The sequence below is a fragment of the Enterococcus sp. AMC1086 genome (genome assembly GCF_058216575.1).
Map to the genome: position 1 here is coordinate 3180394 of NZ_CM177100.1, position 14290 is coordinate 3194683.

Sequence of the window (14290 nt, forward strand, 5' to 3'; positions counted from 1 at the left end):
CTCCTTACTTCAATGTAAATTGCATACCATCTTGGAATCGTTTAGAAAAAACTAAGAACAAGATAATTAACGGTAACGTTAGTAAAACTGACGCCGCATACATTGGACCTGGATACGTACCATAAGGACCAAACATCTGAGATATCAAAACGTTTAATGTAGTTGTACTATCACTCTTGGAAACGATCATGTCCCATAATAAATTTGTCCAACGATCCGTGTACAAAAATAGAAAAATAACCGTAGTAATCGATTTAGACATCGGCAATACTATTCTAAAAAGAATCGCTATATCACTCGCACCATCTAATTTAGCTGCCTCAATCAACGTATCTGGGATCGCTTTGAAAAAATTTGTATACATAAAGATAGCCCACAGACTCATCACTGTCGGAACGATCATTCCAGCATAGGTATCAAGCAAACCAACTTTCGTGATCAATAAAAACTGGGGAATCAATAAGATGATTGCTGGAAAAAACATTTGAAATAAAATAAAGTTATTTACAAATTTCTTTCCTTTAAATTCAATTTTTGCTAAGGCATAACCAACTGTCAGCGCAAATAATAACATCAAAAATGTCGCAATAGTCGCAACGATAATCGTATTTATAAAAGCGCCGATCCACGGTGCATTAGCCGAAGTAGAGGCATCTCCGAATAACCATTCCCACGACCTTAAATCAAAATGACTAGGAATCAATCTACGATCGACTTCATCCCATGAAGCAAAAGAGTGCATAACTAAATAAATAAAAGGAAATGTCATGATCAACATCAAAAGTGTTGTCACAAGATATTTGATGCTCATTGATAACTTAGTATTCTTACGACCAACCATTTTTTTCACCCCATTTTTCTAATAACTTACGAATAACACCAATAGAAGCAAACGTAACAACTGACGAAAGCAAAGCAATAGAGGATGCATAACCTGATTTCAATCCAACAAATGCTTGATTATAAATTTCCATCTGCCATGTATTCGTAGAAAAGTTAGGTCCACCACCTGTCAACTGATAAACTTCGGTAAAGATCCCGAAACTCACACCTACAGCTAGTACTGTAACTGTGAAAAATGCTGGATACATCATGGGAAACGTAATTTTCCAAAATATCGTCCATCTCGAAGCCCCGTCTATCGCTGCTGCTTCATAGATTTCATGATTAATATTTGATAAACCTGAAATCAAAATCAATCCATAATAACCTGACATTTTCCAAGCAATCATCAAAGATACGATGAAAATGGCTACTTTCGGATCGCCCAACCAATCAATATCCAAACCGAATGTATTCCGTAAAAAAATATTAAATGGGCCATTATACGATAACAACCCTTTCACAATCAGAGAAGTTACTACACCACTTGAAAGATAGGGTAAGAAAAAAGCAACCATAAAAAGGCCTTTAAATTTCGGTAAACTATTCACTAATAAAGCAATCGCCATAGATAAGACCAATGCCAGCGGAACAAATACCAGTAAAAATTTATAAGTAACTAAAAAAGCGGATTGAACGGCTGGACTTTTTACGGCAGTCATAAAATTTTGAACCCCAACAAAATTAATTGTCGGGGAAATCATATCCCAGTCAGTTAGCGCCAACCAAAAAGACCATAACAAAGGTAACAAGAAAAAAATTAGTGTAAATATCAGATAAGGACTCGTAAATAACCAGCCTAATTTATTATTCCTTCTCATTACCGAAGCGCTCCTTCAACTGCTTTTTCTCCATCTTTAAAAGCTTTTTGAGGACTTTTCTCTCCTCTTACAACAGGAACCCACGCTTGTTCACCAAAAACTTGTTGAATATCATTGTATTTCTCATTATCCATTGCCGGAACAGCGTAAGGAACATTTTCTGCAAATACTTTCATCGCAGGGTTTTCTTTAAAATATTCTTTGAATACAGGATTTTCTGTTGCATCATCTCTAGCAGGAATCAAACTCGTTAATTCAAGCCAAGTCACATCATTTTTTTCATCCCCATAAACAAAAGATAAAAACTTCATCGCCGCTTTTTGTTCCTCTTCAGTTGCCTGTGTGTACATAACGATTCCTTTAGAATCGGCATATGTGGAGATATTTTTTTCTCCTTTCATTGAATCGGGTACAACGGGAGAAGTTATCGTATAATTTTCATCGAATGTCAATTCAGGATATTTTTCTTCCCAGTTAGGGAATGTCCACGGTCCTAATTCAGCCATCAAGCTATCGCCATTTTCAAATGGATCAGTCGCTTCACCTGTACGTAGTAATTTCTTTTTGGCAAGCTCACTCATTAAACCAAAGACATCTTCTGTAGCTGTGCGGTCAGCAACAAACTTATTCTCTTGAACAAAAGGAGCACCTTTGCTGGCAGCATTATACAATGGGAAAAAATCAAACCAACGCATCCAAGCAGTAGGATCCGTCAAATCTTTTTTGGCCCAAATCGCTACGTCTTTTTTTTGTTTCGATAATTTATCTCCTACCTCTAATAATTCAGAATAGGTTTCTGGAATTTCATCGACTCCAATTTCTTTTAATGTATCTATGCGCCAAGCATATAAAATAGGATTAGAATAGACAGGGAAAACATATTGTTTGCCATCTGAAAATTCCCAACTCTCAATACTTTTACTCATTTTTCTTTCTTCGACTGCTTTTGAAAAACCTTCTTGTTCATTCAAGGGCAAAATTGCCTCACTCGCAGCTAGTTGAGCTGCAAAGCTTCGATTAATATTTTCAGATAATGTTGGTGCCGTTTTAGAGGCAATCGCTGATTGAATCGTTGCTTCTGAAGATGGACTTTCTTTCATTTGAGAAACTTCGACAGTAATATCTGTTTGGCTTTTCTCAAACTCTTTCGCCATATCTTCCCAATATTTTAATTGGGTTGGATTAGGCGCTGCCCAAAATGTAATCTTTGTTTTTCCATCAGAAGAAGTCCCCTCTTTATTTGATGAACCACAACCGACTAAAAGCAACATTCCCATTAAACCAATTGACATGCCAAGTAAAATTTTTTTCAACTTCATAATTTCTCCCCCTATAAGCAAACGCTTTCTTTTTTACAAACCCATAATATCATCCGCACTCAACAAATGTCAACATTACATAACGATGATTACAAAACATTACAAAATAAAAAAGCAATATGATATAATTACGTTAGTTTATAAAAAAGGAGAATCGCCATGAAAAAAGTTTCCATGCAAGATATTGCCGATCAATTAGGTATTTCAAGAAACTCTGTATCCCAGGCTTTACGAAATACAGATGGGGTCAGTGAAGCAACAAAAAAAGCAGTCATAGAAACTGCTCACTCTTTAGGTTATGAATACCGTGAAAAACAAACAAACAAGCAATTGGGTAAGATATTATTAATCGCAACAACCTTTGTTTTTTCTCAAAAAAGTTTTTTCGGTGAAATAGTAGACAGTATTCGAAAAAATTGTGAAAAAAACGGTTATCAACTTGTTACTGAATCCCTCTCAAGAGAAGCATTACGTACATTCAGTTTACCAAATAACATTGCTGAATTTACAGGCATCATTATCCTATCTCATAGTGACAACTTATATATAAAAAAAATTATCGACTACGGTTTGCCTTGCGTCTTAGTGGACCATCATGATCCATCTTTGCATGCTGATGCTATTTTATCTAAAAATACCGACGGAACCTATCATGCCATCTCTCTTCTTTTTCAAAATAATAATAAAAGAATCGGCTTTATAGGAGACACTGCCTTTTCTCCTAGTTATCTCGAACGTTATCAAGGGTATAAACAAGCCTTAGCTGATATGGATCTTGTTGAAGATAAAAGTATTGAAATCACCTCTATTGAAGAAAGCCAAGGTGCCCTTTATACAAAATTGAAAGAAATCGAAACAATGCCAGATGCTTGGTTTTGCGCTAATTCGGGACTAGCTTTTATGCTCAATTCTTACTTACAGTCAATCGGCTATATGATCCCAGATGACATTAATATTATTTGTTATGATGATACTGAATTTACGCGAATGGCAAGCCCTCCCATCACTAATGTTTCAACGAATCTTTTTTATATGGGGGAAGTAGCTGTTCAAACATTGATCAAACGCATCAAGACTAACGATGATCCCTTAATTCATAAACAAATTCTGCCCACCTTAAATATCAGGGAATCCGTAAGACTTATTACACAATAAAACTTTCTGTACTTTAAAACAATTCAAAAAGGTCAATAACAACCATTTTTAGAATAACTAAAAATGTTGTTATTGGCCTTTTGCGCTGATTATTTTTATGCCCGTCTCGGCAATTCAGTAAATCCAAACTCATCTTCTTGCATCAAACGCCATGTCCGCTTGCCCGTATTGTAAATCAATATTGCAATGACCGGCTCATTTCGATAAGCAAAGTTTTTTGTCTTCCACAATGAATCTTCCACAACATGGATCGGGATATGATACTCTTTCCCTTTGATATCCATTTGGTCGAAACAAAAAACAACCCCTTCTTGTAAAATCGGCTTCATTTCTTTCAGTAATTCTACGTCCAACTTCTCAACTGGAACGGCTCGTTTAAAAAATGTTTTCCGATCATTTACTTTCTCCAAGATCACCCGAGTGATTTTATCCGCTAAAATTCGATAAAACTCATCTATATATCGATAATAAACCCTTGTCATATGATCGACAAATTCAAAAAAGACGAAATCATTTTGTAATTTATAAAAGAAAGGTGAGTGCAGACTCGTTTTCATATGCCCAAAATACAGCAGCTCTGAAATCTCCATAGGTGTCAATTCTTTCAGCATCGCAACATCAGAAAAATCGATCCATTTAATTTCTTCATCCATTTTCCGACGATGAGCAGTCGAAAAATAGTGTTCTACAGCTTCTTGTCCGCGAATAATCTTCATTCCACTATGCATATCGTACTCCCCTTCTTCAGCAGAAGGATTCAGTAATAGCAAGTTCTTAGGGTGATGAACAATGGAATTCGTAAAGTCTGTATGTGTGATTCCTTTTGATAATACTGCATTACTTGTCATATCAATATGTACATAAATCAAGTCCAACATTTGTTCCATCACCCCCATTATTTATCTTCTATTCCATTCTACAATATTTCTGTGAGAAAAGCTTGTGTCTTTTATTTTAAGATTCAGTTACAAAGCGTTAAAATAGGGTCATTTTCCTATCAAATAAAGGATATACGCTAAAAAATAAGAAATCCTAATATTTTTAAGGTTCCTTTTAAAGAATAATATTAATAAAAAAATAAAGATTTTAAACTAGGGTTTCAATTTGAAATATGATACACTTAAGTAAAAAAGGAGGAAGCTTATGGCCTCGAAAAAAGAACGCTCTAAAAAGAAAAAAAATAAGAAAAGAAATTGGCTGATCAATATCTTCCTATTCTTATTATTGGTTGTTGGTTTAGCACTTGTCTTTAATACACAAATCAGAAATATGCTGATCCAGCAAAATGGTAAAGCCTATGCAGTAGAGAAATTAACCCCTGAAATTGTTGAAAAAAACAATCAAACGGACACTTCGTTCGATTTTGACGCAGTTGAATCTCTTAGCACAGAAGCGGTTCTCAAAGCCCAGCTTGCAAATAAAAATTTGCCTGTTATTGGTGCTGTCGCACTTCCTGATGTAAAGATCAACTTGCCGATTTTTAGAGGACTCGATAATGTTGTTTTACTAACGGGAGCTGGAACAATGAAGCCTGACCAAGAAATGGGTAAAGGGAATTACGCACTAGCCAGCCACCGTGTACAAGATATGGTTTCTTTATTTTCACCATTAGAATATTCTAAACCTGGAGAATTGATCTATACGACTGATTTAAATAATGTTTATACATATAAAATCACTTATGTTGAAAAAATCGATCCTTCTCGTGTGGAGTTGATCGACGATGTGCCTGGTAAGAAGATGATTACATTGATCACTTGTGGGGATATGTATGCAACAACACGAATTGCGGTTCAAGGCGAATTGGAATCTGTGACACCGATAAAAGAAGCAACACAAGCTATGACAGATGCATTCCAAATGGAACAGTTGACGTTGTAAAAATAGTGGTGCGCTTCTAATTTTCCACCATACTCTTATTGAAACCAATTAAATTACTGTTATTTAGCAGAATTTCGTTGGTTTTTTTATGCTAATCTATGAAGAAGGAAGCCTAAATCTGATAAATTACTCTTACTCCAATTATAAAAGTAACGCTACAAACACTTTGAAGATCATGGAACTGAGAATAATTTATACTCATCTGGGTTATTGATTGTATACTTTATTCTAAACTAGTTTCTTAGTTTACAAACGAGTACAGTACCTTTGATTATTTTTTGTTTTCTACTTTAACCAATCGCTAAAAAGAGTGTGGATAATAATCCGTTAAAATATAAACCTAACCTGATTTTGATGATTATTGTCAAAATCAGGTTAGGTTTTTCATTTGGTATTTTATAAAGAAATGTTGCTTATCTTCTATTAAAACTCCATTTAAATTTTTTTAATAACATTTAGGTTCACCTAAACATGGTTTGTGTAGCTTTTGCTAATACTTTAGGATCGCGGTTATATGGCGTCACAGGAATAATTTCCTTATTGATATTGAATAGTGTATACACTGCAATTCTTGCTGCACGTACTGAATATTCTTCTGTAAACACCATGTCTTTCGGTATTTCTACAAATTGACTGACCATAGCAAAGTTCGTACTATTTTCTGGAACAACTTGAGGTCGATCTGTCATTTTGCGTGGTTGAAACTGTGCATCAATGTATGGCATATAAGCAGGAATCACATTTACCACGTCTTTAATGATTTCATCCCAATCCGCTTGCCAGCCCATTTGACATATCCATTCATACAAAATTTCTTCTCCCGAGCATTCACGCATTGGTTTCTTTACGTAATCTCCGACTTTGTCTGTATAAATACCATAGCCCCAGAAAATCGTTGTCCCCGGATCTTGATTTTTAAAATGGGGTTGAGCCGCAACGACTGTACTCATCAGCCAGCTTGAATCTTTTAATGTCATCAAGGCTCCAGAACCTGGGATATTGCCTGAAAATTCTTCCATTCGTTTTAATAGCTTATCGCCACGGCAAGTGACAGTAAAACTTTCCCAGTTTGTTTGCGCTTCATTGCCAAAAAACGGCTCAGGATTACCTAACCCTGTTTTTTTCTTCGCAATATTACGCCAAAGTCTAGCAGATCTTGATTCTTCTGTGACCGCTGGTGCAGGTGTTTTCCAATCTCCTTCTGTAGAACTATCTGTCATCGTTCCATTGGTCATGATCACAACATCATCTTCATCCAGCTCGATGATCTCACCATTTCCTAGTTTTAAAGCTGTTACGGTAATATCAGAGCCTGGTTTGAAATCAAGATCGACGACATCTTCATTTAAAGTGAAATCTACTCCATGTTTTTCTAAGAATGATTTCAATGGTAAAATCACACTATCATACTGATTCAATGATGTTCGTGTTACTCCTTCTAGGGTATCGATACGAGAAAATTCTAAAATCATTCGATTCATATAACGACGCAATTCAAATACACTGCTCCATTTTTGGAAAGCAAATGTTGTTTGCCACATGTACCAGAAATTCGTTTCAAAGAAATGTGAACCAAACCATTCTTCGATTGTTACACCATCTAAACTTTCTTCAGAAGTAGCTAACAATTTCGTCATCGCTAGACGATCTTCATTATCAAAGCCCATTGTATGTGCATCAAGGATTTCTCGGTCTTTCGTTACCAAGCGAGCTTGTGCATGCGTAGGGTGCAGATGATCAAAGTTCAAGATTTCTTCTGTCACGCTATGATTAGGCCATTCAAGTGAGGGAATGCTATCAAATAATTCCCAGAAATTTTCATAGGTTTCTTCGTTCAACATACGACCGCCGCGTGCGACAAATCCTTTTTCATTCGTACCGATTCCATCGTTACTTCCACCTAGAATTTTCATGCCTTCGATTACATGGATATTTTTCCCACTGAAATTTGCATCGCGAATCAAGTAAGCTGCTGCTGCCATTGTAGCAATCCCACCGCCAATTAAGTAAACCTGTTTGTCCCCATAATAACGGCTGTTGATCTCTTCTTCTACTTCAGCAACTTTTCCCACTTTCTTGTCAGCAGATACTTTCTTAGCTAGTAAAGCTGCACCTAATGCGCCTACTGCAGCTAATCCCATATGACTTTTTTTCATGAAAATCCCCCCGATTCAATTTATGAATCTAGCGTACAATGATTCCAGATAAATGTCTTGTGATAGCACTATCATTCCGTCTTCTTTTTAGACACCAAGGACGATTTGTCACAATAATTCATTTTCTTGCGCATACAATCGATATGAGAAAAATTCAGTGTCTTTAGCTAAACGAAATAGCTGTGTCGCTATCTCTAAAGGAGATTCTTTATAATTTCCTAAAATCCAGTCGATCAAGACACCGCTACAGCCGTATGAAAAAAATCGTGCGTAAAATATCTTGTCTTCAGGAAATAATTGTTTTTCTTTGTCCATTTGGTCGAATAGATTGATAAATAAATTATTGGTGATCGTTGAAAAACAGTTTCTTAAGATGTCTGAATCTGACATGACTGTATTATAGTAGAAATCACTTTTGGATTGGATCGCTTTTAACATTTTTAGCGCTTGCTCTTCCCAGTTGTTCATTCTGACATCAGATGAATCTAGGTAGATCAATGCGTCGTGGGTGTATATCCAACGTAAGAGGTCTTGTTTATCCGTAAAATGATAGTAGAAAGTTTGTCGGTTGAGACCAACTTCTTTCGTGATATCTTGGACGCTGATTTTATTGAACAGTTTTCGATCGCATAATTCGATCAATGCGGATGAGATGGCTTTTTTGGTTATCTGTGATTCGCTCATGTTTTTTTCCTCACTTTTTTTAGTTAGGTACATCATACCAAAAAAATTTGGGAAAATATAAGGTTTTGAGGGATTTTTAGGGATTGTTAATGGTTGATAAAACAAAGGTATTCATTTTTCTTCACGAGTTCGTCTCTTCTTTTTTGCATTAATAAAAAAAATGATTCAGAGAAAATTTCTCTAAATCATTTTTATTGCTATTTAAGTAGCATTTAATTCAAAAAAATATTATACATTACTTTATATTTTTTCTATTCAGTGCAACTTTATAAGTGAATATTCACTTATAATTTACTTTCAGTGACAGGATCTTTCACTAAATTTGATCCCCATAAACCTGCTAGAGAAGTAATTACCATCCCAAGAATCATAGCCACAAATCCCCAAATAGACGCTTTTGATACCGTATTTGATGTATCTTCCGCAGTTTGTCTTGCTTCTTTAATGGTTTCATCTAAGTCATCTTTCGTTTCTTCTAGACTTGTTTGTGCATTGTCGATTTGTTTTTGCGCTTGTTTAGATGCTGTTTGTAATTCATTGTAAATATTGTCTGTTGCTTGTTGGGCTTCTTCTTGTGACAAATCTGTATTTGATGCAACAGCGTTCGCAATTGCTTGACGATCTACTGAATCACCTATTTTTTCAGCTTTCTCTTTTAAAGAATCACCTGTATCTTTGAAAATTTGATCTGCATTATCAGGATTTTTTACAATTTCTTTTCCTGCATTTTTTAATTCATCAGTTGCTTCTTTCATTTGATCTTTCAAGTAGTCTGGTTGTAATTCTGGAACATTTGTATCAGATAAAACTTTTTGTACTTGACCTTGAAGTTCAGTAGTATTCACTGTCCCAACACCATCAGTTAATTTTTCAAAGCTTTTGCTGATTGTATCTGACGTACCAGAAGCTACAGTTTGCACACCACTTCCTGCTGCTTGAGCAAGGTTACCAAATAATGATCCGACTGCTGAAAACGCACCAATTGCTGTATAAGATAGAATAGCTAATAAAACTAAGACACTTGTTGCCCAAGTTAAGAACCCGTGAATTAAACCAACTCTACGAGCTGCTACCCCTGCAATAAATCCGCTACAAAATAATGAAAGGACAAAGGTTACAACTGTCCAAATAATAAGTCCTGTTCCCACACCATCTAAAGGCTTATCCGACGTTGGTTCGATCATGCCAAAACCAATCGCTGATCCAATCAAACTCAAAGTAAAGAAAATCGCAAAGAAGGAAACCAGTCCTGCAATGATTGCCCCCCAAGAGATATTTACCCCTGCTTCATCTTGCGTTGTTAAGTACGATACAAACCCTTTATTTCTCGTATTCTTTTCCATAATTCCCATCCTTTCGCTCATTTTATTGTATTAACTTAAGTACACTGCTAACTATAAAAGCAGAAAATATTTTGTGCAAATGATACGATTTATTTGAATCATTTGCTCATTTTCCTTTAATGATTGAATAGACTTAAAATAGCCTTAAACCAAAAAAGAAGGCAGAGACAAAAGCCTTTATTCGGATTTAAAGCCCAAAATAAAACTGATTTGTATCTACTGTGGATTATTTCTATCTATTATTTTAAATAGCCTCTCAATTTGGGATAGAATAAAAAAATGACAAAAAAATAGAGAGAAAACTCATCAATTGAGATGTTTTCTCCTCTAGTCTTAGTCTATTTTTTAAAGAGTTCATTTTGAGATCATTGCCAGCGTCATACATTTATGCTCTATTTCTATTCTTGATAATAAGACTCATAACCAAAATGTTTATAGGCCAAAGCTGTCGCAATTCGTCCTCTTGGCGTCCGCTTAATAAAGCCTTTTTGGATCAAATAGGGTTCATACATATCTTCGACCGTTTCTGTTTCTTCACTGATGTTCACGGCTAACGTACTTAAACCGACGGGACCACCGCCATATAGTTCAATCATTGTTTTCAATAATTTTTGATCGACATAGTCCAATCCTTGATGATCGACCTGCAGTAAAGTCAACGCTTGATCTGCAATGCTGCGATCGATGGTACCATTTGACTGGACTTGAGCGAAATCGCGAACACGCTTTAATAAACGATTGGCGATCCGCGGTGTTCCACGAGAACGGCGGGCGATTTCAAAGGCACCTTCTTCTACGATTTCTGTTTGGAAAATATCAGCCGAACGCAATACGATTTCTTTTAAGTCTTGCGTTTCATAATACTCCATATGAGAAATAATACCGAAACGGTCTCGAAGAGGTGCAGATAACATTCCCGCTCTAGTCGTTGCACCAATCAGTGTAAACGGTGGCAGCGGAAAATGAACTGGATGAGCGGTCGTTCCTTGGCCTACCATAATATCCACATAAAAATCTTCCATTGCCGAATAGAGCATTTCTTCCACAATTCGAGGTAAACGATGGATTTCGTCAATAAATAACACATCGCCTGGTTCTAATTCATTTAAAATTGCAACTAAATCTCCTGCACGTTCTATTGCAGGTCCACTGGTAGTACGGATATTGACATGCATTTCATTGGCAATCACCATGGCCATTGTTGTTTTCCCTAAACCTGGCGGTCCATATAAAAGTGTATGGTCTAATGCTTCTTCCCGATTACGGGCAGCTTCAATGTAGATTGTTAGTTCTTGTTTAACTTTATCTTGACCGATATATTGTTCGAGAAATTGCGGACGTAGTGATTTTTCTAGTGACTCTTCCCCCGCGCTTGTTTGAGCAGAAAGTAGTCTTTCATCTTCTGTCATAGCGATTCCTCCTTAGCGTTTCATCATTAATTTCAATGCATTGCGCAAATATTCATCTGTTTTTAACTTGCCTAGTTCTTCTAATTTTGGTGTGATTCGTTTGATTTCTTTTTCGCTATAACCTAATACACTTAGTGCTTCCAGCGCTTCTGTTAGTGACTGGTTCGCTGATTGGTTCGTTGGTGTTTTAGCCATTGCTTCAACGGCTGCTTCTGAGGTTTCAAGTTCGCCCAGTTTTCCTTTTAGATCAAGTATCATTTGCTGTGCTGTTTTTTTACCGACGCCAGGAAACTTGGTTAGATACGCAGCATCTTCGCTTTCGATTGCATTTATTAAGCCACCATGATCTTCTGAAGCCATAATCGCTAAACCACTTTTAGGACCGATCCCTGAAACGCTGATCAGTTTTAAAAAAAGTTGTTTTTCGTCTAAATCACTAAAACCATATAAAGAATGAGCATCTTCACGGATGACTTGATGGACATAAATTTTAATTTGCTGATCGGTTTTTCCAGAATAGCGGTAGGGATTGCCTACAGATATCTGAAATCCGATGCCATTTGTTTCTACTACAATATAATAAGGACTGATAAATGTCACTTTACCAAGGATATATTCGTACATAATTTCACCTTTCTCGATACCGTTGATGTTGGAAAAGGAATTACTCCTCTTGCACCAACATTACTTATGTGTTACACGCACATACGTTTCTATTTTAGCACAGATTCAAGAAAATCAGTAGCTGAATAAAGAAGAAAGGTGTGGAACAAAAGTAAAATCTACTTTTGTCCCACACCCTAAATGCGGTTAAACATTGCCTGAAAAAGCATCCCTTCTTTTTTCTCTAAGTTAAGAGCTTCTGTTCCAACCTCAATTTTTTATTCAGAAATATACGTCCATTTATAGTCATAGCGTGCACCCGCACCATGAGCCACTACACCTTTGACTTTGTTGCTGCGCATATGTGCTTCAGCTTTTTGATAAACGGGTGAAACCCCCATGTCGTCCATCAATAATTTTTCGGCATCCACCATATCTGTCCAGCGTTTTTCTGGGTTAGAGGCATCCTTACTACCTGATGCTTGAACTAATTCATCATATTTTTCATTTGAGTAACGGCCTCTATTGTAAGATCCGCCAGTTAAGAACAAGTCAGTAAAACTACTTGGGTCTGCATAATCAGCGCCCCAACCACCCATGATAACTTCAAAGTCACCATTTTTGCCACGATCTAAACGAACGGTAAATGGTACATTTGTAACTGTTACATCCACACCATCCAATGTTTCTTTGACTGCTCCTTGGATATATTCTAAGACTTTTTTGGTAGAATCTGTATCATCGCCTACGATATCAAATTTGAATGAATCAATTCCTAGTTCTTCTTTCGCTTTTTCCCAATATTCTTTGGCTTTTTTTGTATCATGTGTCAATACATTTTTATTCTCTTCAGCAAAATCTTTATTGTCTGTTGGCGAGAAGGACATCCCTGCTGGAACAAGACCAGTAGATGCAATCGAACCGTCTCCTAAAATTCGGTCTACCAATGCATCGCGATCAATTGAATAAGAGATGGCTTTTCTTAAATTCGCATTTCGGTAAGGTGAATTTTCATCTCTTTGATTAAATTCAAGATACGATGTTCGTGCATCTTTTTCGATCACGAGTTCTGGATCTTCAGCCATTTGCTTCGCCAGTTCTCCACTCAATATTACATCATCTGCTTGTCCATCTTGGAAAAGATTCAATGAGGTCGGTGCTTCTTTAACCACGTTTACCTCGATTTTATCTAATTGAACTGCATCTTTGTCCCAATATTGATCATTTTTCGTATAGGACCATTCGGTGTCTGTTCCTGGTCCATCAAAATCAGTCAATGTAAATGGTCCGTTATACACAGATGCATCACTCGTTGTTGCATAATCTTTTCCTTTTTCTTCAACTATTTTTTTATTTTGTGGGAAAAACGAGGGAAATGCCAGCAAATAATCAAAATACGGGGTTTCTTGCTCTAACGTTACTTCTAATTCATGATCGCCAATAGCTTTGATCCCTAATTCATCTAATCCTTTTTTCCCAGCAGAAACATCTGCGCCATTTTTGACTAATTCAAACATATAAGCATATTCTGCTGCTGTTTTAGGATCAGCTGTGCGTTGCCATCCATAGACATAATCAGAAGCTACCACAGGATCACCATTTGACCATTTAGCATCTTCTCTAAGTTTAAATGTATAGGTCAAGCCATCATCGCTTTTCTTAGCAAGCTCTGCGGCACCAGCTGGTTGTGGTTTACTTTTGTCATCTAAACGATATAATCCTTCATATATATTATTTAACGCTGAAAAACTAATTGTATTTGTTGCTACCGATAAATCTGCACTCGGCATTTCTTGTTGGACGACTAATTTAAAAAGCTGTTCCCCACTCGCTTTTTTGCCATCCTTGCTATTTTCTGTGGAACCTGTCTTTTCATTTCCACCACAGGCTGCTAATACTAATGTAGACAGCATCATAACGCTGATTAATTTCGTAATCGTTGTTTTTTTCATTTTTTCTCCTCAATAAATAATATTTTTCTTTCTGAATTTTAATTTTCTGAATATTCTTATAATAACGGAAATTAGAACAAATAGC

The 14290-nt window shown here is 36.3% G+C and carries 12 protein-coding genes; 2 read left to right on the top strand and 10 right to left on the bottom strand.

What is annotated here, in order from left to right:
- Positions 1 to 4: 4 nt before the first annotated feature.
- The 3 genes from AC4BC4_RS14845 to AC4BC4_RS14855 are packed head-to-tail and all read right to left on the bottom strand — an operon-like array spanning position 5 to position 3022.
- Positions 5 to 841 carry a carbohydrate ABC transporter permease gene (locus AC4BC4_RS14845; protein WP_438757952.1) on the bottom strand — a complete coding sequence of 279 codons (837 nt, stop codon included), beginning with the start codon at positions 839 to 841 and terminating at the stop codon, positions 5 to 7.
- Positions 828 to 1703, bottom strand: coding sequence for a carbohydrate ABC transporter permease (locus tag AC4BC4_RS14850; RefSeq protein ID WP_490476223.1), 876 nt, complete (start codon positions 1701 to 1703; stop codon positions 828 to 830). Before AC4BC4_RS14850 ends, AC4BC4_RS14845 begins: the two co-directional genes overlap by 14 nt.
- Complete coding sequence (locus AC4BC4_RS14855; protein WP_490476224.1) at positions 1703 to 3022, bottom strand: ABC transporter substrate-binding protein; 1320 nt, start codon at positions 3020 to 3022, stop codon at positions 1703 to 1705. Before AC4BC4_RS14855 ends, AC4BC4_RS14850 begins: the two co-directional genes overlap by 1 nt.
- A 159-nt stretch (positions 3023 to 3181) precedes the next feature.
- Between AC4BC4_RS14855 and AC4BC4_RS14860 the strand changes: the two genes are divergently transcribed.
- On the top strand, positions 3182 to 4177 hold the full coding sequence (locus AC4BC4_RS14860; RefSeq protein WP_438757949.1) for a LacI family DNA-binding transcriptional regulator: 996 nt from the start codon (positions 3182 to 3184) through the stop codon (positions 4175 to 4177).
- Positions 4178 to 4272: 95 nt separating this feature from the next.
- Here the strand turns inward: AC4BC4_RS14860 and AC4BC4_RS14865 are convergent, their stop codons facing one another.
- Positions 4273 to 5055, bottom strand: a complete 783-nt coding sequence (locus tag AC4BC4_RS14865) for a hypothetical protein (protein ID WP_438758851.1) — start codon at positions 5053 to 5055, stop codon at positions 4273 to 4275.
- 265 nt (positions 5056 to 5320) lie between these two features.
- Here AC4BC4_RS14865 and AC4BC4_RS14870 point away from each other — a divergent pair, with 265 nt between their 5' ends.
- The gene (locus tag AC4BC4_RS14870) at positions 5321 to 6058 is read left to right on the top strand and encodes a class A sortase (protein WP_490476225.1); all 738 of its coding nucleotides are present in this window, start codon (positions 5321 to 5323) and stop codon (positions 6056 to 6058) included.
- A gap of 461 nt (positions 6059 to 6519) precedes the next feature.
- Here AC4BC4_RS14870 and AC4BC4_RS14875 read toward each other — a convergent pair whose 3' ends face one another.
- From AC4BC4_RS14875 to AC4BC4_RS14900, 6 genes are all read right to left on the bottom strand, one after another.
- On the bottom strand, positions 6520 to 8214 hold the full coding sequence (locus tag AC4BC4_RS14875) for an oleate hydratase (RefSeq protein WP_490476226.1): 1695 nt from the start codon (positions 8212 to 8214) through the stop codon (positions 6520 to 6522).
- A gap of 108 nt (positions 8215 to 8322) precedes the next feature.
- Complete coding sequence (locus AC4BC4_RS14880) at positions 8323 to 8898, bottom strand: TetR/AcrR family transcriptional regulator (protein ID WP_490476227.1); 576 nt, start codon at positions 8896 to 8898, stop codon at positions 8323 to 8325.
- Between the two features lie 284 nt (positions 8899 to 9182).
- Positions 9183 to 10241: a hypothetical protein gene (locus AC4BC4_RS14885; protein ID WP_490476228.1), complete on the bottom strand. Its 1059-nt coding sequence runs from the start codon at positions 10239 to 10241 to the stop codon at positions 9183 to 9185.
- Positions 10242 to 10639: 398 nt separating this feature from the next.
- Positions 10640 to 11650 (bottom strand): Holliday junction branch migration DNA helicase RuvB, encoded by a 1011-nt coding sequence (ruvB, locus tag AC4BC4_RS14890; protein WP_490476229.1) that lies wholly within the window; start codon positions 11648 to 11650, stop codon positions 10640 to 10642.
- 12 nt (positions 11651 to 11662) lie between these two features.
- Positions 11663 to 12274 carry a Holliday junction branch migration protein RuvA gene (gene ruvA, locus AC4BC4_RS14895; protein ID WP_490476230.1) on the bottom strand — a complete coding sequence of 204 codons (612 nt, stop codon included), beginning with the start codon at positions 12272 to 12274 and terminating at the stop codon, positions 11663 to 11665.
- 257 nt (positions 12275 to 12531) lie between these two features.
- Entirely contained in the window at positions 12532 to 14205 is a 1674-nt protein-coding gene (locus AC4BC4_RS14900) for a peptide ABC transporter substrate-binding protein (protein ID WP_490476231.1), read from the bottom strand.
- Positions 14206 to 14290 lie beyond the last annotated feature (85 nt).

Excerpts from the sequence above, each read along its gene's own strand:
- ruvA (WP_490476230.1), bottom strand. The coding sequence starts at position 12,274 with ATGTACGAATATATCCTTGGTAAAGTGACATTTATCAGTCCTTATTAT.
- AC4BC4_RS14885 (WP_490476228.1), bottom strand. The coding sequence starts at position 10,241 with ATGGAAAAGAATACGAGAAATAAAGGGTTTGTATCGTACTTAACAACG.
- AC4BC4_RS14845 (WP_438757952.1), bottom strand. The coding sequence starts at position 841 with ATGGTTGGTCGTAAGAATACTAAGTTATCAATGAGCATCAAATATCTT.
- AC4BC4_RS14855 (WP_490476224.1), bottom strand. The coding sequence starts at position 3,022 with ATGAAGTTGAAAAAAATTTTACTTGGCATGTCAATTGGTTTAATGGGA.
- AC4BC4_RS14860 (WP_438757949.1), top strand. The coding sequence starts at position 3,182 with ATGAAAAAAGTTTCCATGCAAGATATTGCCGATCAATTAGGTATTTCA.
- AC4BC4_RS14870 (WP_490476225.1), top strand. The coding sequence starts at position 5,321 with ATGGCCTCGAAAAAAGAACGCTCTAAAAAGAAAAAAAATAAGAAAAGA.
- AC4BC4_RS14865 (WP_438758851.1), bottom strand. The coding sequence starts at position 5,055 with ATGTTGGACTTGATTTATGTACATATTGATATGACAAGTAATGCAGTA.
- AC4BC4_RS14850 (WP_490476223.1), bottom strand. The coding sequence starts at position 1,703 with ATGAGAAGGAATAATAAATTAGGCTGGTTATTTACGAGTCCTTATCTG.
- AC4BC4_RS14900 (WP_490476231.1), bottom strand. The coding sequence starts at position 14,205 with ATGAAAAAAACAACGATTACGAAATTAATCAGCGTTATGATGCTGTCT.
- AC4BC4_RS14875 (WP_490476226.1), bottom strand. The coding sequence starts at position 8,214 with ATGAAAAAAAGTCATATGGGATTAGCTGCAGTAGGCGCATTAGGTGCA.
- ruvB (WP_490476229.1), bottom strand. The coding sequence starts at position 11,650 with ATGACAGAAGATGAAAGACTACTTTCTGCTCAAACAAGCGCGGGGGAA.
- AC4BC4_RS14880 (WP_490476227.1), bottom strand. The coding sequence starts at position 8,898 with ATGAGCGAATCACAGATAACCAAAAAAGCCATCTCATCCGCATTGATC.